The organism is Spirillospora sp. NPDC048911 (assembly GCF_043198015.1).
Lineage (GTDB): Bacteria > Actinomycetota > Actinomycetes > Streptosporangiales > Streptosporangiaceae > Spirillospora.
In genome coordinates this window covers 114498-131409 of the sequence record NZ_JBICUD010000013.1, presented here as the reverse complement: position 1 = coordinate 131409, position 16912 = coordinate 114498, and the positions used below count along the sequence as shown (strand labels likewise).

General features: G+C 69.1%; 19 protein-coding genes. 8 read left to right on the top strand and 11 right to left on the bottom strand.

Features of this window, described 5'->3' with window-relative positions; genetic code table 11:
* Positions 1 to 42: 42 nt before the first annotated feature.
* On the bottom strand, positions 43 to 1671 hold the full coding sequence (locus ACGFNU_RS43805; RefSeq protein ID WP_392602582.1) for a hypothetical protein: 1629 nt from the start codon (positions 1669 to 1671) through the stop codon (positions 43 to 45).
* Positions 1672 to 1809: 138 nt separating this feature from the next.
* Between ACGFNU_RS43805 and ACGFNU_RS43800 the strand changes: the two genes are divergently transcribed.
* Positions 1810 to 3003 (top strand): ROK family transcriptional regulator, encoded by a 1194-nt coding sequence (locus ACGFNU_RS43800; RefSeq protein ID WP_392602581.1) that lies wholly within the window; start codon positions 1810 to 1812, stop codon positions 3001 to 3003.
* Between the two features lie 95 nt (positions 3004 to 3098).
* Here the strand turns inward: ACGFNU_RS43800 and ACGFNU_RS43795 are convergent, their stop codons facing one another.
* Complete coding sequence (locus ACGFNU_RS43795) at positions 3099 to 3314, bottom strand: hypothetical protein (RefSeq protein WP_392602580.1); 216 nt, start codon at positions 3312 to 3314, stop codon at positions 3099 to 3101.
* A 16-nt stretch (positions 3315 to 3330) separates the two neighbouring features.
* Positions 3331 to 3624, bottom strand: a complete 294-nt coding sequence (locus ACGFNU_RS43790; protein WP_392602579.1) for a hypothetical protein — start codon at positions 3622 to 3624, stop codon at positions 3331 to 3333.
* A gap of 79 nt (positions 3625 to 3703) precedes the next feature.
* Between ACGFNU_RS43790 and ACGFNU_RS43785 the strand changes: the two genes are divergently transcribed.
* Together ACGFNU_RS43785 and ACGFNU_RS43780 are read left to right on the top strand one after the other, a co-directional pair.
* The gene (locus tag ACGFNU_RS43785; protein ID WP_392602578.1) at positions 3704 to 4561 is read left to right on the top strand and encodes a helix-turn-helix transcriptional regulator; all 858 of its coding nucleotides are present in this window, start codon (positions 3704 to 3706) and stop codon (positions 4559 to 4561) included.
* Positions 4558 to 4746, top strand: coding sequence for a DUF397 domain-containing protein (locus tag ACGFNU_RS43780; RefSeq protein ID WP_392602577.1), 189 nt, complete (start codon positions 4558 to 4560; stop codon positions 4744 to 4746). Before ACGFNU_RS43785 ends, ACGFNU_RS43780 begins: the two co-directional genes overlap by 4 nt.
* A 168-nt stretch (positions 4747 to 4914) precedes the next feature.
* Here ACGFNU_RS43780 and ACGFNU_RS43775 read toward each other — a convergent pair whose 3' ends face one another.
* The 4 genes from ACGFNU_RS43775 to ACGFNU_RS43760 are packed head-to-tail and all read right to left on the bottom strand — an operon-like array spanning position 4915 to position 8307.
* A complete protein-coding gene (locus tag ACGFNU_RS43775; RefSeq protein WP_392602576.1) occupies positions 4915 to 5982 on the bottom strand; it encodes an NAD(P)H-dependent flavin oxidoreductase in 1068 nt (355 codons plus the stop codon).
* Positions 5979 to 6707 carry a CoA-transferase subunit beta gene (locus ACGFNU_RS43770; RefSeq protein ID WP_392602575.1) on the bottom strand — a complete coding sequence of 243 codons (729 nt, stop codon included), beginning with the start codon at positions 6705 to 6707 and terminating at the stop codon, positions 5979 to 5981. The genes ACGFNU_RS43775 and ACGFNU_RS43770 overlap by 4 nt, the downstream gene beginning before the upstream one ends.
* Positions 6704 to 7561 carry a CoA transferase subunit A gene (locus ACGFNU_RS43765; protein WP_392602574.1) on the bottom strand — a complete coding sequence of 286 codons (858 nt, stop codon included), beginning with the start codon at positions 7559 to 7561 and terminating at the stop codon, positions 6704 to 6706. The genes ACGFNU_RS43770 and ACGFNU_RS43765 overlap by 4 nt, the downstream gene beginning before the upstream one ends.
* Positions 7558 to 8307: an enoyl-CoA hydratase family protein gene (locus tag ACGFNU_RS43760; protein ID WP_392602573.1), complete on the bottom strand. Its 750-nt coding sequence runs from the start codon at positions 8305 to 8307 to the stop codon at positions 7558 to 7560. The genes ACGFNU_RS43765 and ACGFNU_RS43760 overlap by 4 nt, the downstream gene beginning before the upstream one ends.
* A 55-nt stretch (positions 8308 to 8362) precedes the next feature.
* Between ACGFNU_RS43760 and ACGFNU_RS43755 the strand changes: the two genes are divergently transcribed.
* Entirely contained in the window at positions 8363 to 9136 is a 774-nt protein-coding gene (locus ACGFNU_RS43755) for an SDR family oxidoreductase (RefSeq protein WP_392602572.1), read from the top strand.
* A gap of 35 nt (positions 9137 to 9171) precedes the next feature.
* Complete coding sequence (locus tag ACGFNU_RS43750) at positions 9172 to 10080, top strand: SDR family oxidoreductase (RefSeq protein ID WP_392602571.1); 909 nt, start codon at positions 9172 to 9174, stop codon at positions 10078 to 10080.
* Here the strand turns inward: ACGFNU_RS43750 and ACGFNU_RS43745 are convergent.
* Together ACGFNU_RS43745 and ACGFNU_RS43740 are read right to left on the bottom strand one after the other, a co-directional pair.
* Positions 10065 to 11030: an AraC family transcriptional regulator gene (locus ACGFNU_RS43745; RefSeq protein WP_392602570.1), complete on the bottom strand. Its 966-nt coding sequence runs from the start codon at positions 11028 to 11030 to the stop codon at positions 10065 to 10067. The two genes, ACGFNU_RS43750 and ACGFNU_RS43745, sit on opposite strands and share 16 nt — an antisense overlap.
* A gap of 17 nt (positions 11031 to 11047) precedes the next feature.
* Positions 11048 to 12112 (bottom strand): hypothetical protein, encoded by a 1065-nt coding sequence (locus ACGFNU_RS43740; protein WP_392602569.1) that lies wholly within the window; start codon positions 12110 to 12112, stop codon positions 11048 to 11050.
* Positions 12113 to 12270: 158 nt separating this feature from the next.
* Here ACGFNU_RS43740 and ACGFNU_RS43735 point away from each other — a divergent pair, with 158 nt between their 5' ends.
* The gene (locus tag ACGFNU_RS43735; RefSeq protein ID WP_392602568.1) at positions 12271 to 13095 is read left to right on the top strand and encodes an NAD(P)H-binding protein; all 825 of its coding nucleotides are present in this window, start codon (positions 12271 to 12273) and stop codon (positions 13093 to 13095) included.
* Between the two features lies 1 nt (position 13096).
* Here the strand turns inward: ACGFNU_RS43735 and ACGFNU_RS43730 are convergent, their stop codons facing one another.
* Entirely contained in the window at positions 13097 to 13510 is a 414-nt protein-coding gene (locus ACGFNU_RS43730) for a MarR family winged helix-turn-helix transcriptional regulator (protein WP_392602567.1), read from the bottom strand.
* A gap of 83 nt (positions 13511 to 13593) precedes the next feature.
* On the opposite strand from ACGFNU_RS43730, the gene ACGFNU_RS43725 reads away from it, so the two are divergent.
* The gene (locus ACGFNU_RS43725) at positions 13594 to 15342 is read left to right on the top strand and encodes an ABC transporter ATP-binding protein (RefSeq protein WP_392602566.1); all 1749 of its coding nucleotides are present in this window, start codon (positions 13594 to 13596) and stop codon (positions 15340 to 15342) included.
* 76 nt (positions 15343 to 15418) lie between these two features.
* Positions 15419 to 15829, top strand: a complete 411-nt coding sequence (locus tag ACGFNU_RS43720; RefSeq protein ID WP_392602565.1) for an RICIN domain-containing protein — start codon at positions 15419 to 15421, stop codon at positions 15827 to 15829.
* 26 nt (positions 15830 to 15855) lie between these two features.
* On the opposite strand, the gene ACGFNU_RS43715 is transcribed toward ACGFNU_RS43720, so the two are convergent.
* Entirely contained in the window at positions 15856 to 16347 is a 492-nt protein-coding gene (locus ACGFNU_RS43715) for a hypothetical protein (protein WP_392602564.1), read from the bottom strand.
* Positions 16348 to 16912: the final 565 nt, after the last annotated feature.

The following is a 16912-nucleotide window of genomic DNA, read 5'->3' as shown; positions in this document are numbered from 1 at the left end:
CCGGGTGTTCCACTGCCTCGGCAGCGTGAGGTGGGCAGGGCCTCAGGTGATGTGCACTGCGGCCACCGCTTCGGCGGGCAGTGTGAGCGTGAAGGTGCCGGTCTTGCTGCCGCGGTCCGTCCGGAGGCTGAGTGCCTGGGCCTCGAGCTCGCTGGACGCCGCGATCCGGCGTAGCTGTCGGCGGGTCGGATATTCCGGGGACCCCAGCTCGGTCCACGCACGCCGCGGATTGGCGTGGTCATCGTCGATTCGCTGGATCCGGGCGCGCGACCCGCCGGACAGGCCCGACACGGCGACGGTGAACGTCGCCGGCTGCGCGGGCTTCGGGTCGCTGCCGTCGCCCGTGGCGAGCGCGTGGTTGTAGAAGAGCAGGTCGACGCCGCCGCGCCGGCCGCCGGTCACCGCGACACCGCCCACGGTCGCCGGGAGGCCGGACAGCGTCATCATCGCCCGCCGGTCGCCGAGCCCGTGCAGGATCTGCAGCAGCCGGTAGGCGGGCTTCTTGACGCCGTGAATGGTCTGCAGGCCGAAGCCGCCGTGGAACGGCTTGTCCCCCTGGCCCATTTCCTCGTAGACGTCGGTGAACGTCCAGAAGGCCAGCGCGTCGGCGACACCGGTGCTCTCGATGATGGTGCGCAGGAAGCTCGCGGCGGCGGCGGAGGTGTCGAGCATCGTGTCGCCGAGGTCCGACGAGACGTTGGTCTCGGTGATGTAGAGCGGGAGGCCGTCGGGGGTGTCGGCGCGGTTCTGCTTGAAGAACGACGACGGGCCCTTCGGACCCGTCCCGATGTCGGTCTCGTAGCCGTGGGCCGATCCGAAGTCGACCGGGACGTCGTTGCTGGTCGCCCACTGCATGAACTCGCGGTAGTACTGCACCCCGGGGACCCGCGGCGGGCCGAAGCTGATCTGTCCGGCCGAGGTGGCGGGGCCGCCGACCAGCAGGCTCGCGTCGACATTTTTGATCGCCTCGGCGGCGTACCGGTAGAGCTTGAAGTACGCCTGCTGATCCCCGTTGAAGAAGACGAACAGGTTGGGCTCGTTCCACACTTCGAACGGCCACCGGCGGACTTCGCGGAGACCGTACCGGTCCACCATGTGCCGGGCGAAATCACCGACGACCTTGCCCCACCGCGCGTAGTCGCCGGGCTCCATCTGGTTGAAGTCGTAGAGGAGGACGCTGAACGGCGGCGGCGCGGCCTGCAGACTCGCGGGCATGCTGGACAGCTCGACGAAGGGGTGCATGCCGCGCTCGACGAGTGCGTCATAGACCTGGAAGGTGTTGAAGAACGAGTAGTCGTCGTCCGAGAGCGCCGGGTTGCGCGGCCGGCCGTTGACCTTCGGGAAGTAGGTGCTCATCGACGTGTTGAGCACGCCGTGGAAGCGCAACGACTGGATGCCGAGCTCGTCGTGGCTCTCGAAGAGCTGGTCCTGGTAGTCACGGCGTAGCGCCTGCTTCGCCCAGTCGCCGGCGGCCACGCGTTCCCACGTGTGAGGGAAGGGCGAAGTGGGCCGCGTGAGGTCCACCGCGACGTGCGGGCCGCTGGACGCTGGCGAGGCCGCGGCCGGAGAAGCGCCGAGGAAGGCCGTGCCGGCCGCGGTTCCCGCGGCGGTCGCACCGGCGATCAGCACCTGGCGGCGGCTCACTCCAGCACTTTCGGGCGAGTCAGACATCGGCCCCTCCTTGGGCGAGAACCGGGAGAATCTGCCCGCTGACTGTAGGGACGCCTCCGACCCCGAAACAACGTTTTAACAGTCCCAGGTCGATCACATATCAACCGATTTGGTTTAAATGCGGCTATCATGCCTCGCATGAACGGAGGTCCGCCCGGGACGCTGCGGGGCGCGGAGCGGCAGATCGCCGAACTGCTCGCCCGGCACGGAGTGCTGACACGCCGGGATCTGGCCAGGCACAGCGGCCTGCCGCTGACGACCGTCACGGGAGCCGCGGCGCGGCTTCGCGCGCGAGGTGTTGTCGAAGAAGTGCGCGATGCTCCCTCGGTTCCGCATCGCCCCGGACGCCCCGCGAGCGCACTCCGGCTCACCCCGCGGAAATCGCTCGCTGGCGCTGTGGTGATCACTCACCGCGTCGCCCGCGCGGCGCTCGTCAGCGCCGACGGCAGGCTGTCCGGCCGGGTGGAAGAGCCCATGGCCTGGCTGCAGTGCCCGGACATCGTCGCCGAATGCCGCCGGCTCATCGCCGAGGCACGGCGGCGCGCCGGCGACACGACCCCGCTCGAGCGCATCGTGGTCGGCCTCCCGGTGCCTCTCAAAGCAGGCTCGGGCATCTCCCTGCTGGAGGAACCGCCGGACGGTGCCCCACGGGAGAGCGTTCCCGCCACGCGCTGGCTGTTCCAGGACATCGCGCCGCAACTGGCCGCGGCCTTCGGCGTGCCCGCGACCGTCGAGAACGTGTGCAATCTCGGCGCGCTCGGCGAGCTGGCGTTCGGCGCGGCCCGAGGGCGCCGGCACATGATCTACCTGCATCTCGTCATCGGCATGGGCGCCGGCCTGGTCGTCAACGGTGAGCTCGTGCACGGGGCGAGCGGCCTGGCAGGCGAACTCTCCCACCTGCACGTCGACCCGGCAGGGCCCATGTGCGCCTGCGGTGCCCGCGGCTGTCTCGGGACCGTGGCCACCGCCGACCACATCCTCGACGCCGCCCGCCCGCTGTACGGGCCGGGAGTGAGCATCTACGACGTTCTCGGCCTGGCCGCACAGGGAGACACGGCCGTCCGGCGCGTTCTCGAGGACGTCGGCCGCCTCGTCGCGACCAGCCTCGCCCCCGCCTGCGTCATGCTCAACCCGGAGATGGTCGTCATCGACGGAAACCTCGGCCCGGCCGCCGCCAGCCTCATCGACGGACTGCGCGACGAGCTGCGCCGGCACATGCCCACCGGGACCTTCCAGGCATTGACCTTCACCCTCGGACAGCTCGGCGACACCGCCGAGCTGACAGGAGCGGCCCGATTCCTCTCGAACCCAGGGCCCAGCCTTCCCCGGTGACCACAATCCGCAAGCGCACGATCCCTGCTTCGAGCCGGGGCGCCACTCGCCTGACGGCCGCGCCTTCCCCACTCGGAGGAAGCGGATGAACGCTCCTAGATTTCGTGACCGTCCTTGACGGGGACCACCGCGGCGCCCGACGAGACGGTTGTCGGCTCGTCCAGCGCGGCGAGATTCTCCTCCGCATAGGAATGGATCAGGGCCACCGTGGACGGCAGCAGGCCGTGCTTGAGGAGAGCCTCCTCATAAGCGGCCCGGACCACCTCCACGGCCAGCAGCAACATGGTCCGCTGCGATGCCTCTCCCGCCATCACCGTCACTCCACGATCACGCCTGCCGCCCGAAGGGCTGCTGATGAAATGGACTTATATCACCGGACTGTGTAGGTCGTGACAACTGTTCGATTTCGGCCATCTTTCGCTCAAGCTCCACCTCCGAAGCAGCCTTCGTCGTGTAGCCACCCCCGCCGATCCAGGTGGGATACGCGAGGAACCGCTTCTCCCAATCCGACCACATGATCATCCATGTGCCCTGGTATTTGCGCCGAAGCGCCTCCGTGATCTCCTGTGGCGATAGAGGCACCGGAGAATTGTCGTTAATCCGTGGCTTGTCCATGGTCATCGAGTGAACCCCCGTCACCTGTCGATTGTGGATTTCCGTCATCCACTGACGAGCGTGACGGCTACGGGTTAGCTTGACCATGGCTCTGGAGTCATTGGAGACAACATCAAATGCTGGATGGTCGCGGATGATACGCAGGGAGTTGCTGGATCCGAATGCCTCAATGTGGGACCTTCTGGCTGTCTACCTGCACTTTCTGAGGACAAAGCACAAGCTCTCCTGCGCCAAGGTAGGAGAGGTCGCGGGCGCGGCAAGACAGACTGTCTCTCATTGGGAATCCGGTCGCTTGAAGCCTTCCGAAGATCAAGTGGAGGCATTGGATCAGCGATACGGGACAGGCGGGCTTCTGGGCTTCATCCTTCATCACGCCAAGACCGGCCATGATCCCGACTGGTTTCGGGCACATCTGGAGTTCGAGGCCAGAGCATCAGCTCTCAGGATCTACGAACTTGGCGTGATGCCGGGTCTCCTTCAGATCGAGGAGTACGCCCGTGCGCTCTTCGTGGCGGCAGGATCAAAGGACGTGGACGGGCAGGTGGCCAAGCGGATGGAGCGCCAGCGACTCCTCACGAAGGAGGATCCGCCGCTGCTGTGGATTCTGCTGGCCGAACCGGTTCTGGACTGGGAAGTCGGAGGGGCGGACGTCCTGCGAAAGCAACTTGCCCGGCTGTTGCAGATCACCGAGCGGCCCAACGTCGTCCTTCGCGTGGTACCCAAGTCCGCGGGCGCGCATCTCGGGCTCAGCGGAGCCTTCAAGATCATGAAGGTTGCTGGGGCAAACCTCGCATACACGGAAGCCATGGGCGGTGGAAGACTGGTACAAGGAGCCTCCGAGGTGGGCGTCTTCGAGGAGTGGTATGACCGAATCGGGGCAAAGGCCCTCCCGGAATGCTCGTCCCGAAGTCTCATCACCAGGAAGTTGGAGATCAACTCATGACCGAGTGGCGTAAGTCCAGCTACAGCGGCGGGATCGACAACAGCGACTGCGTAGAGCTGGCACGGTTCGGTCATGTGATCGGCCTGCGCGACTCCAAGGCCCCCGACGCTGGACATCTCGTCCTGCCACTTGAGACCTTCGCCGAGCTTGTGACCCGAGTGAAGCGAGCTGAGCTGGACCTGTAAGAGGCTCAAAGGAGCCCCGGCATCCCCATGCCGAGGTCTGCTGTATCTGAACGGATGTAGCGGGACGGTGGCCCACAGGGGTTGCTGAAGAGTCGCACCACTGAAGGGGTGGGGGTGTTGGGGCGGAGCCCCATTGAGGCAGTCCGAGCGTTAACGAGGGCGATGCCTTTACGGGTGGAGCAGGTGGGTTTGCTGGGCTGCTATGGCTTTGGCCGCGTCCTGGACGATTGCGTCGATGAGGGCCTCGCAGGTGGGGAGTTCGTCGATGACCGCCACTACCTGGCCTGAGGCCATGACCCCCAGGTCGGGACGGCCATCCACCATGGCGGCCTTCAGCAGCATGGGGGTGTTGGCCGCCATGAGCACCTGCGACCAGGAGAGGTCCTTGCCGTGCTTCATGGCCTTGCCGTCGGCGATCATGGCGCGCCAGGACATGCCGGAGATCTTCTTGAAGCGGGCGCCGTTGCGCAGGGCGCGGACCAGGCCGGTCAGGCGGTTCGAGCGTTCGAGGGTGTCGACCAGGTCGCTGCGCAGAACACGGTGCGGCATGCCGTCCACCTGGCGGGTGACGACCGTTTCAGCGGTGTCCAGGTAGACCTTCTTGACGTCGTCCGGCACCGAGCTGTCGGCGGTCAGCAGGAAGCGCGTGCCCATGGCCACGCCCGCCGCGCCGTACGCGAGCGCGGCGGCGAGACCACGGCCGTCGAAGAAGCCGCCGGCCGCGATGACCGGGATGTCGACGGCGTCCACGACCTGGGGGAGCAGGAGCGTGGTGGCGACGGGGCCGGTGTGGCCGCCGCCTTCGCCGCCCTGGACGAGCACCGCGTCCGCACCCCAGGCGGCCACCTTCTCGGCGTGGCGGCGGGCACCGACCGAGGGGATCACGACGATGCCCGCGTCCTTGAGCTTGGCGATCAGTTGTTGTTTGGGGGCCAGGGCGAACGACGCGACGCGTACCTCTTGTTTGATGAGCAGGTCGATGCGGTCGCCCGCGTCGGTCGCGTCGGCGCGGAGGTTGACGCCGAACGGGGCGTCGGTGCGTTCCTTGACCTCGTGGATCGCCTGGGCCAGCTGATCGAGGGTCATGGTGGCCGAGGCGAGGATGCCGAGGGCCCCCGCGTTGGCCACGGCAGAGACCAGGCGCGGTCCGGCCACCCAGCCCATGCCGGTCTGGACGATGGGGTGCCGTACGCCGGTCAGGCGGGTGAGGGGCGTGTCGAGCACTTGGTCGATCATGAAGGGACCTCGCGTTCACGCAGGCCCTTGGGGTCGAGGACCTCGCGCATGACGTGCAGCTCGTCGGAGGTCGGGAGGCGCGTCTCGGGGACGTCGGCGGGGATGTCGAGTTCGAAGCCGGTGTTGCCGACCACGTCCGAGATCGAGACGCCCGGGTGGACCGAGCGGAGCCGCATGCGGCGGGTGGGCGTGGCGAAGTCGAGGACGGCGAGGTTGGTGACGACGGCGCGGATCTCGTGCGCCCCGCGGTCGTGGCCGACGCCGCTCACGAAGTCGACCTTCTCGGTGAAGACCCGGGTGGAGTGCCTGGGCACCCAGTAGCTCGTTGTATTGAGGAGGGTGTTGCCTGGGCCGCCGCGTACTCCTAGGAGCTGACGGGTCGGCTGCTTCCAATCGCCGATGCACGAGATGTTGGTATTGCCGAACGCGTCGATCTGGACGGGACCCATGACGACGTGGCGGCGTCCGTTCAAGACCAGCCAGAGGTGGTCGCGGAAGGGAAGCCAGCCCTCGATGTCGGTGGCCTGGCGGCCGAGCGGGACGGGCTCCGCGCTCAGCGCCGGGCCTCCGTCGGTGGTCAGGAGGTCTGGCTCGAACGTCGCGCGAGCCAGGCGGGAGCCGAGCATCGGGACGAAGCCCGCGACCGCCGCGGCCACGATCTCGCCGTCGCCACGGAACAGTTCGGCGCAGGCCACGGCGCAGATCTCGGCCCGTGTCGCGGTCATGATTCCTCCTGCCATGTGCGTACGGCGTCCTGGTAGGCGGCCTCGTCCCCGGCCAGGAAGCGGGCGCGGAACGCGGCCCAGGCCTCGGGGTCGGCGGCGGCCTTCGCGTAGAGCTTCTGGAACGCCTCGTCCCGGTCGTGGTCGGGCTCGCAGGCCGTGAAGTGCGCCCCATTCGGCGTCTCGACGACCCCTGTGACCTGCGCACGGCTGATGAGCAGCGACTGGAGCGGCCCCTCCTTGAGGAGATCGCCGGTGTCGACGAGCCGTTCGCACGAGACGTAGGTGCGGTCGGCGGCCTTGGCGAAGAGGTCGTCCATGTACGGGTCGGGTCCGAGATATTGCGCGTTGCCGCGTGCGTCGGCGCGGTTCATGTGGACGAACGCCACGTCCATCGTGAGGGCCGGGACCGCGACCAGCTCCTGCCCGTCCTCGTACGGCGAGCGGATCGTCCTCAGCTCGGGGTTGACCCTGAGGACGTCCGAGCCGAGGCCCGCCGGGGTCGGCATGAACGGCAGCCGGTGCGCCGCCGCGTACAGCCCGAACATGAACATGCCCTCGTCGTACTCGCTCAGCTCGATGTCGCCGTTCTGGCGCGCCTGCCGGAAGTGCGGCTCCAGCGGGATCGAGTCGAGGGTGACGAACGCGGTGACCAGCCTGCGCACCTTGCCGTACGCGCAGAGCAGGCCGACGTCGGGCCCGCCGTAGGCGATGACCGTCAGGTCGGTCACCGGGGAGTTGCAGATGGCGCGCACCAGCGCCATCGGCTTGCGGCGCGATCCCCAGCCGCCGATCCCGATCGTCATGCCGCTCTCCAGCGACGAGACGATCTCGTCGATCGTGCTGACCTTGCTCACCGGTCCTCCTTGCGCACGAAGGCGTCGCGGTGGGCGTCACCGGCGCCGACCAGGTTGAGCTCGAAGGTGAAGCCCTGTTCGTAGCGGTAGCTGCGCTTCACGTCGATCGGGTCGATGCCGTTGAGGGACTCCTTGGCACGCCGGATGACGTACGGGTCCTTGGCGGCGATGTTCCCGGCGACCTCGAGGGCCTTCGCGCGCAGGTCCGCGGCCGGGACGACCTCCAGCACCGATCCGTGCCGGTGCAGCTCTTCCGCTGTCACGTTGCGGCACGTGTAGACCATCGCGCGCATGAGGTGCTGCGGGACGAGGCGCGCCAGGTGGGTTGCGGCGCCGAGCGCTCCCCGGTCGACCTCGGGGAGGCCGAAGTAGGCGTCCTCGGCGGCGACGATGATGTCCGCGTTGCCGGCGAGGCCGACGCCGCCGCCGAGGCAGAAGCCGTTGACCGCGGCGACGACAGGGACCTCGCACTCGTAGACGGCGGCGAAGGCCGCGTAGCAGCCCCGGTTGGCACCGACCAGCGCGCTGTGGCCCTCGGTGTTCTGCATCTCCTTGATGTCGACGCCCGCGTTGAAGCCGCGGCCCTCGGCGCGGAGCACGACGGCGCCGACCTTCTGGTCGCGCCCGGCCGCGAGCACGGCGTCGGCCAGCTCGAACCAGCCCCGCACGGTCAGCGCGTTGACCGGTGGGGCGTCGACGACGATCTCGGCGACCCCGCCCTCATGGGTCGTGGTGGAGATTCCCATGCGCTACCTTTCCACCAAACATTTGTTAGAACAGACCGTAGCAGAGGAGGGCCGGATGTCTCTTTCGCTGGATCTGACCGGCAGGCTCGCCGTCGTCACCGGCGGCGTGCGCGGGGTCGGGCTGGGGATCAGCCGGGCCCTCCTGGAGGCCGGGGCCGACGTGGTCGCCGTCGCCCGGCGCGAGCCGGCGTCGCTCCCGTCGGCCGGTGGCCGCACGGCCCGCTTCGCCTCGTTCGACGTGCGCGACGCGGCGGCGGCGCAGGCCTTCTTCGACGGTCTCGACCGGGTCGACGTCCTGGTCAACAACGCGGGCGGCACCCCGTTCCTGCCGCTGGCCGAGGGCGAGATCCGCACCCACGCCAAGATCATCGAGCTGAACCTCACGTCGGCGATGATCATGTCGCGGGCCGCCAACGAGCGCATGCAGGTCCAGGACGGCGGCGGCTCGATCATCATGATCAGCAGCGTCAGCGGCACGCGGCCCTCGCCCGGGTCCGCCGCGTACGGCGCCGCCAAGGCGGGCCTGGACAACCTCGCCACCTCGCTGGCCGTCGAATGGGCCCCGCGCGTCCGGGTCAACTCGCTCACGCTCGGCATGGTCCGCACCGAGCAGTCGCACTTGCACTACGGCGACGAGGAGGGCATCGCCGCCGTGGCCCGCACGGTGCCGCTGGGCCGCCTCGCCGACCCGTACGACATCGGCGCGGCCTGCGCGTTCCTCGCCTCCGACCTCGCGGCCTACATCAGCGGGTCCGCGCTGCTGCTGCACGGCGGTGGCGAACGCCCCGCCTTCCTGGACGCAGCCAACGTCAACACGAAGCAGGACTGAATCGAGAGGGAGCACCGCATGAGAGGGAGGACTCGATGATCTGCAAGGACCGCGTCGTCGTCGTCACCGGAGCGGGCCGCGGGCTCGGCCGGGCGCACGCGCTGGAGTTCGCCCGGCAGGGCGCCCGGGTCGTCGTCAACGACCTCGGCGTCGCGCGTGACGGCACCGGCGACGCCTCCGAAGGCCCCGCCCACGAGGTGGTCAAGGAGATCGAGCAGCTGGGCGGGGAGGCCGTCGCCAGCCCTCACGACATCGCCACGGACGAGGGCGCCGCCGCGCTGGTCGCCACCGCGATCGATGCCTTCGGCCGCCTCGACGTCCTGGTCAACAACGCGGGTTTCCTGCGCGACCGCATGCTGATCAACCTGTCCGAGGACGAGTGGGACGCGGTGATGCGCGTCCATCTCAAGGGCCACTTCCTGCCGCTCAAGCACGCCGGGCAGTACTGGCGCGGCGAGAGCAAGGCCGGGCGGCCGGTCGACGCGCGCGTCATCAACACCTCGTCCGGCGCGGGTCTGCTGGGCAGCGTCGGCCAGGGCAACTACTCGGCCGCGAAAGCCGGCATCGTCGGGCTGACCCTGGTCGCGTCGGCGGAGCTGGGCCGCTACGGCGTGACGGTCAACGCGATCGCCCCCGCCGCCCGCACGCGCATGACCGAGGAGGTCTTCGCGCAGACCATGGCCGCTCCCGCCGAGGGCGAGTTCGACGCGATGGCGCCCGAGAACGTCTCGCCGCTGGTCGTGTGGCTGGGATCGGCGGAGTCGCGCGGCATCACCGGCCGGGTGTTCGAGGCCGAGGGCGGCAGGATCTGCGTGATGGACGCCTTCCGGCACGGCCCCACCATCGACAAGGGCGCCCGCTGGGATCCCGCCGAGCTCACCCCGGTCGTCACCGACCTCCTGACCCGTTCACCAGCACCTGAGCCCGTCTACGGCGCCGGCTGACCACCGGCGCCGGCGGTGGCGCGTAGCACTGTGCTGGGGTTCTCGCCTCGTACGCGCTTGAACGCGTTGCTGAAGGCGAACCCGTCCGAGTAGCCGACCTTGCGCGCCACCGCCGCGACGCTCGAACCCGGCTCGCGCAGCAGATCGGCCGCCACCGCCATCCGCCACTCGGTCAGGTAGGTCAGCGGCGGCTGGCCGACGAGCTCGCTGAACCGCCGGGCGAAGACGGCCCGCGACATGCCGATCTCGCCGGCCAGCCCGGCCACCGTCCAGGGCCGGGCGGGCTCGTCGTGGAGCAGCCGGAGCGCCCGCCCGATCCGCGGGTCGCCGAGGGCGCGATACCCCGCGGGCGGCTCGGCGTCGGGCCGGGCGAACCACGAGCGCAGCACCCGGACGAGCAGCATGTCGAGCAGCCGGTCGAGGATGACCTGCTGGCCGGGGTCGTCACGGGCGATCTCCGTGGCGAGCAGATCGAGCAAAGGCGCGAACTCGGGCGCCCACGGGACGACGACGAGCTCCGGCAGTGCCCTGAGCAGCCGCTCGCAGACGTCCCCGCGCATCGCGTACTCGGCCGTGACGAAGAGATCCGAGCCGTCGGCCGTCAATCCGTACGTCCGCGGCCCGAGGGCGAGGTTGTGCGCCGCCGTGCCCGGCCCCTCGGCCGTCAGCCAGCACCGTTCGGCGCCCTCGACGACCACCTGGGCCGGGGTGCCCGGGCTGTCTCCCACGGTGAACGAGCCATTGCCCCGCACCAGGACGATGTCGCCCTCCCTCGCCTCCACCGGCTCCCCGCCGACCGGCGTGATCCAGGCGTTCCCGCTGAGCATCGTGCCGAGGGCCAGCGGGGTCGGCGAGGCGAAGTGCACCGCCCAGGGCGGCTCGGCGACCGACCGGCAGAACGTCGCGCCGCGCGCCCGCACTCCGGACAGGAGGTCGTCGAGGAGGTCCATGGTGAGACGATCTCACATCAGATGACGGATTCCACATACGAGATCGTCGTGGTGCGGGCGCCGAGTTCGCCGCCGGCGAAGCCGTAGCAGAGCCGCGCCGGGCCGCCGGCCCGCTGGACCGCCATCCCCTCGGCTTTCTGGAGGACCTGCGGGTAGGCGCCGGGATCGAGGTTCCGCCGCTGGACGACGCGTCCGGTCCTGAGGTCGACGGCGATGAGGTGGGCCTCGTCCCGGAGGTTCGCGGCGAGGATGTACAGGTGCCGGTCGTAGACGGCATGCCCCTGGATCTCCACGATCAGTCCTGCCGCCGTCGCCGGCCTCGCGGTCGGCCTCGGCCAGGCGGACGACACGGTGGACGGGCGGCCGTCCCGGGCGAGCGACGGCTCCGCGAACCAGGCGACCGGGTGGTACCTGCGCGCGACCACGTCGTCCAGCGAGTAGACGGCGTAGCGCGCCGTCCCGGCCACGACGTACCGCTGCACCAGCCGGTTGTTGACCGGGTCGAGCGCGCAGGTGACGTCGGTCGCGCCCCGGATCAGCCGGTGCTTCTCGACGCCCGCCGAGAACGGGGTCAACGTGGCGCCGTCGACGAAGGGGATCCTGGCGAGCGCCCGGCCGGTGCAGTCCAGGCCGTCCTCCCGCACCGCGCCGTCCACCTCGACCCACAGGCGGACGTCGACGGGGGTCGACTCGACGGCGACCGACATCCCGTGGCCCCACCCCGTGCCCGCGCCGTCGCGCAGGATCATCTCGCCGAGCACGTCACCGGCGAGGTTCGTCCTGGTGACGCGCAGCCTGCCCGCGGGTCCCGCGTCGACCTCGTCGAGGACCTGGACGAAATAGAGGTGGCCTCGCAGGTCGTCGAAGCCGAACGACTGCATCACGGTGCCCGGATGGATCGTCTCGTTCCACAGCAGCGAGTGGGAGGTGGCCGCGATATCGAACCGCCTGGCCACGGAGGCGTCCGCGGCGAGCGCGTCCGCGGCCCGCGTGCCGGTGATGAGTGAGCCCAGAGCGACCGTCGCGGCCGCCCGTCCGCCGAGCGTGAGCGCGCGCCGACGGCTCCACTGCTTCTCGTGCATGGGACCACCTCGTCCAACCCGTTGCATCGCCCGGTGGCAAGGTAGCGGCGCCGGCCGGACGACGCGTCATCCCCAAGGCTGATCTTCGGGACGATCGCACATGGAACCGAGACGGACGCCCATGGATCGTCTCGGGGCCCGCTGATCTCATGGGCGCCATGACCGAATCGACCATTCTCGTGCTCGGCGCCCGCGGCAAGACCGGCCGCCGCGTCGTCGCCCGCCTCGGCGACCTCGGCCGCACCGTGCGCGCGGCCTCGCGCACCACCGGCTTCGACCTGGCCGACCGCGCCACCTGGAACGCCGCCCTCGAAGGCGCGGCCGCCGTCTATCTCGTCCCGATGAACGAGCAGGTGGACCAGTCCGTCGTCGCCGAGTTCGTCGACGCGGCGGCCGAGGCCGGCGTGCGGCGCATCGTTCTTCTCTCCGCCCGAGGCGTGGCCGGCGAGGTGCAGCCCGCTCAGGAACAGGCCGAACGCGCCGTGCGCGAGTCCGGAGTCGCCTGGACGATCCTCCGCCCGGCCTGGTTCGCTCAGAACTTCAGCGAGGACTTCTTCCTCGATCCCCTCCTCTCGGGCGAGCTGGCGATCCCGGCGGGCGAGGGGCGCGAGCCGTTCATCGACGCCGAGGACATCGCCGACGTCGCGGCCGCCGCGCTCACCGGGGAGGGCCACACGGGCCAGATCTACGAGCTCTCCGGCCCCGAGCCCCTGTCGTTCCGTACCGCCGTCGAGATGATCGCCGAAGCCTCCGGCCGGGAGATCCGCTACACCCCCGTCCAGGTCCCGGACTTCGTCGCGACCCTCACGTCCGTGGGTCTCCCTGGCGAGGCCGCCGAATTCCTGGCCGGCCTCCTGGACGGAATCAGCCACGGCACAGGCGACCACGTGAGCGACGGCGTCCAGCGCGCGCTGGGCCGCGAACCCCGCCCCTTCGCGGACTACGTCAAGTCCGCCGCGGCCTCCGGTGCCTGGCCGGCGTAGCTCACTCGTGCTCGTCGAGCAGCGCGAGCAGAGCGCGAAGCTGCTCGCGCTGCTCGGCGGTCAGCGGCCGGAAGAGCTCCTCGGCGGCCTCGCGGCGGGCCTCGGCCATCCGCGTCCGCACCGCGCGGCCCTTCTCCGTCGGTGACACCAGGGTCGAACGGCGGTTGCCGGGATCGGCGGCACGGGTGACCAGCCCCGCCTTCTCGAGCGCGTCCACCACGGTGGTGACCGAACGGGGCACCACGCCCAGCCGCTCAGCGAGCTCCGCCATGCGCAGCGGCTCCTCGGCGCTCGTGATCACCCGCAGCGCCCTCGACAGGGACGGCGTGAGCCCCAGCGGTGCCAGCCGTTCCATCTGGTTGCGGCGGATCCTGCGGGCGGCCTGGCCGAACAGCTCCACCAGGTCTTTCTCCATATATGAGAGCCTAGCTCATTGTTCAGCGGAATAACTGTGAGCTTGGCTCAGTTATACGGGCGTCCCCACCTGAGGAGCCGCCCATGGAATCCCCTCCACCGCAGAAGCGCCGAATCCTCCGCCTGTTCCGTCCGTATCGCGGAAGGCTGGCCGTCGTCGCCCTCTTCGTCGGCCTGTCCTCCCTGGTCTCCCTGGCGTCCCCGTTCATGCTCCGCGAGATCCTGGACGTCGCGCTGCCGCAGGGCCGCACCGGCCTGCTGACCCTGCTCGTCGTCGGCATGGTCGCCGTCGCGATCGCCACCAGCGTCTTCGGCGTCCTGCAGACCTACATCTCGACCGGCGTAGGCCAGCGGGTCATGCACGACCTGCGCACCGCGGTCTACGGGCACCTGCAGCGGATGCCGCTCTCGTTCTTCACCAAGACCCGGACCGGTGAGGTCCAGTCCCGGATCGCCAACGACATCGGCGGGATGCAGTCGACGGTCACCTCGACCGCGACCTCGCTGGTCTCCAACTTCACCACGGTCATCGCGACCGTGATCGCCATGGCGGCCCTCGAATGGCGGCTCACCCTGGTCTCCCTGGCCATGCTGCCGTTCTTCGTCTGGATCAGCCGCCGCGTCGGCAAGGAACGCAAGCGGATCACCGGCCAGCGCCAGAAACAGCTCGCCGCGATGTCGGCGATCGTCGAGGAGTCCCTCTCGGTCAGCGGCATCCTGCTCGGCCGGACGATGGGACGCTCCCGCGCGCTGACCGACGACTTCGCCGCCGAGTCCCGCGAGCTGGTCGACCTGGAGATCCGGTCGAGCATGGCCGGACGCTGGCGGCAGTCGACCATCGGCATCGTCATGTCGGCGATGCCCGCCGTCATCTACTGGGCCGCCGGGTTCACCGCCGCGGGCAACCGGCCGCTCATCTCCATCGGCACCCTGGTCGCGTTCACGACGCTCCAGGCCACCCTGTTCCGCCCGATGGTCAGCCTCCTGCAGACCGGCGTCGAGGTGCAGAGCTCGCTCGCCCTCTTCAGCCGCATCTTCGAGTACCTCGACCTGCGCCCCGACATCGAAGAGCCCGCCAAGCCCACCCCGCTCAAAGCCCAAGGCGAAGTTCGCTTCGAGAACGTGAGCTTCTCCTACGACGACACCCCAGCCCTGCGAGACCTCGACATAGTCATCCCCCAAGGCACGAGCCTCGCCGTCGTAGGTGAGACCGGCTCAGGCAAGACGACCCTCGGCTACCTGGTGCCGCGCCTCTACGACGCCACCACCGGCCGGGTCACGATCGACGGCGTGGACGTCCGTGACCTGTCGTTCGAAGACCTCTCCAATGCCGTGGGCGTGGTGTCCCAGGAGACGTACCTCTTCCACGCCAGCGTCGCCGACAACCTGCGCTTCGCCAAGCCGGACGCCACCGACGACGAACTGCACAACGCGGCCCGCGCCGCGCAGATCCACGACCACATCTCCAGCCTCCCCGACGGCTACGACACGATGGTCGGTGAACGCGGCTACCGGTTCTCTGGCGGCGAGAAGCAACGCCTGGCGATCGCACGCACCATCCTGCGCAACCCGCCGATCCTCGTCCTGGACGAGGCGACCAGCGCCCTGGACACCCAGACCGAACAGGCCGTCCAGGAGGCCATCGACCACCTAGCCGAAGGCCGCACCACCATCACCATCGCGCACCGCCTCTCCACCGTCCGGGACGCCGACCAGATCATCGTCCTCGACAAGGGCCACATCATCGAACGCGGCACCCACGACGACCTCCTGACCCAGAACGGCCACTACGCGACCCTGGTGGCCCGCGACGGCACCCTGGTCCCCGCCTGAGACGACCTGTTCCGGCCGCGCCGATGGCGGTCAAGAAAACCCGGGCGCACGCTTCAGGAGGCGAAAGGACGCAACGATGACCGACCAACTGGTACCTGACGGCCGCTACACCGTCGTCGGCGCGGGCGCACTGGCCATGAAGGACGCCGTAGTGCTGATCGACCCCAACGAGGATGACGCACGCCAACAGTGGGACGTCTACTACGACGCGGGCGTCTACACCTTCCGCAACGTAGCGACCGGCGTCTACCTAGGCGACGACAACGACCCCGACGAGGTGCTCCTAGACCTCTTCGGCACAGCCAAGCCCTACCCCTGGCGCCTCACCCCGAGCACCCAGGAACCCGGCGAATACGTCCTGGCTTCCGCCGCATCGACCAGCGGCCTAGTCCTGACCAGAGGCTTCAAACGCGTCCACCCCCCACGCGCGGCCCTCATGGACCCCGACACCCACAGCAGCTCCTGGTCCCTCAACCCGGTCACCTGAAGCGACGGCACTCCCGTCCCCGTCGCCTAACCACACCCGCACCGGGCCGGAGACGGCAGCCAGAGCCACGCGTCGGCCACGGTCTCCTTGCATTTCACCCGCAGCGACCGATACCGCTCCGGGTTGATGTAGGCCCCATTGCCGGCGACGTCCCGGTACATCTCGTCGGAGACGATGAGGCCGAGATCCGTCCCGGCGAGCTCGATCGCCTCCTTGAAATCCGAGGCCTCCAGCATCCGGAAGAGATGATTGACCGCGCGTCCCCCGACGCCGTACTCATCCACGTAAACGAACCCCGCATGCCCCGCGAGCCGAAGCCGCAGCCGCGCCATCTCGCTGAGCATCAGATTGTGCCGCCGCAGCACCGCGTTGAGATGGTGTGCCAGCGGATCGAGAAGTAGGAACGTCGGCACCACCGGCGGCAGCACGATCAGGATCCCGTCCCCCCGATCCTCATGGTGGGCGGCCGACCACGACAGCCGCGTGATGGAGAACGCCTCCTGGATCGCCTCGTACATCACGCGCCGCAGGTGCCGCTGAATCCCCTCATCGCGATGAACCGCACCGAACGAAATGATGTCGAGGGCGAGCAGGGAAGTGTAACTCCGAGGTGCGAATACCTGGACCTCCGGGACGGGGTCGGGGGATTGCGAGAGTGTACCGATCGTTGCTACGGGTGGTTTTTGATGACCGTTGAGTCGTATGCTCAGCACGGAACGAGAGCCTTCCTGTGCGGGGGTTTCTTCGGTCTCCAGGGGCGGGGTTCCCGTGGCAGCGGGGGCCCCGCCGGCGCTTCTCTTGTCTGCCTGACATTATGCGGCACCTTTTTACGGCGTTCCGCCGACGTTGATCTGCCGACACGCAGATAGATGAATTCCCTTTGACCCTTTGCCAACTCGATACATGGCACAGTGAAACCAGGCTCCCTGCCGCCAGTCACAACGGGTAGTCGCAACGAGAGAGCCTGCTCTGGCCGATGATGCTGGAGTTGCGGCAGCGCGTAAAGGTGTTATCAGACAATGTGACCAGGTGCGTCCAGGCCATCTGCCATCTTGCGTTCCGGCGTACGTGCATGTCCTGCTC

What these genes read in the sequence shown, in the direction of transcription:
- ACGFNU_RS43800 (WP_392602581.1), top strand. Translation starts at nt 1,810, where the DNA reads ATGAACGGAGGTCCGCCCGGGACGCTGCGGGGCGCGGAGCGGCAGATC.
- ACGFNU_RS43720 (WP_392602565.1), top strand. Translation starts at nt 15,419, where the DNA reads ATGACCGACCAACTGGTACCTGACGGCCGCTACACCGTCGTCGGCGCG.
- ACGFNU_RS43750 (WP_392602571.1), top strand. Translation starts at nt 9,172, where the DNA reads ATGATCTGCAAGGACCGCGTCGTCGTCGTCACCGGAGCGGGCCGCGGG.
- ACGFNU_RS43795 (WP_392602580.1), bottom strand. Translation starts at nt 3,314, where the DNA reads ATGGCGGGAGAGGCATCGCAGCGGACCATGTTGCTGCTGGCCGTGGAG.
- ACGFNU_RS43735 (WP_392602568.1), top strand. Translation starts at nt 12,271, where the DNA reads ATGACCGAATCGACCATTCTCGTGCTCGGCGCCCGCGGCAAGACCGGC.
- ACGFNU_RS43725 (WP_392602566.1), top strand. Translation starts at nt 13,594, where the DNA reads ATGGAATCCCCTCCACCGCAGAAGCGCCGAATCCTCCGCCTGTTCCGT.
- ACGFNU_RS43775 (WP_392602576.1), bottom strand. Translation starts at nt 5,982, where the DNA reads ATGATCGACCAAGTGCTCGACACGCCCCTCACCCGCCTGACCGGCGTA.
- ACGFNU_RS43740 (WP_392602569.1), bottom strand. Translation starts at nt 12,112, where the DNA reads ATGCACGAGAAGCAGTGGAGCCGTCGGCGCGCGCTCACGCTCGGCGGA.
- ACGFNU_RS43730 (WP_392602567.1), bottom strand. Translation starts at nt 13,510, where the DNA reads ATGGAGAAAGACCTGGTGGAGCTGTTCGGCCAGGCCGCCCGCAGGATC.
- ACGFNU_RS43755 (WP_392602572.1), top strand. Translation starts at nt 8,363, where the DNA reads ATGTCTCTTTCGCTGGATCTGACCGGCAGGCTCGCCGTCGTCACCGGC.
- ACGFNU_RS43780 (WP_392602577.1), top strand. Translation starts at nt 4,558, where the DNA reads ATGACCGAGTGGCGTAAGTCCAGCTACAGCGGCGGGATCGACAACAGC.
- ACGFNU_RS43715 (WP_392602564.1), bottom strand. Translation starts at nt 16,347, where the DNA reads ATGTACGAGGCGATCCAGGAGGCGTTCTCCATCACGCGGCTGTCGTGG.
- ACGFNU_RS43745 (WP_392602570.1), bottom strand. Translation starts at nt 11,030, where the DNA reads ATGGACCTCCTCGACGACCTCCTGTCCGGAGTGCGGGCGCGCGGCGCG.
- ACGFNU_RS43785 (WP_392602578.1), top strand. Translation starts at nt 3,704, where the DNA reads ATGGCTCTGGAGTCATTGGAGACAACATCAAATGCTGGATGGTCGCGG.
- ACGFNU_RS43790 (WP_392602579.1), bottom strand. Translation starts at nt 3,624, where the DNA reads ATGACCATGGACAAGCCACGGATTAACGACAATTCTCCGGTGCCTCTA.
- ACGFNU_RS43760 (WP_392602573.1), bottom strand. Translation starts at nt 8,307, where the DNA reads ATGGGAATCTCCACCACGACCCATGAGGGCGGGGTCGCCGAGATCGTC.
- ACGFNU_RS43770 (WP_392602575.1), bottom strand. Translation starts at nt 6,707, where the DNA reads ATGACCGCGACACGGGCCGAGATCTGCGCCGTGGCCTGCGCCGAACTG.
- ACGFNU_RS43805 (WP_392602582.1), bottom strand. Translation starts at nt 1,671, where the DNA reads ATGTCTGACTCGCCCGAAAGTGCTGGAGTGAGCCGCCGCCAGGTGCTG.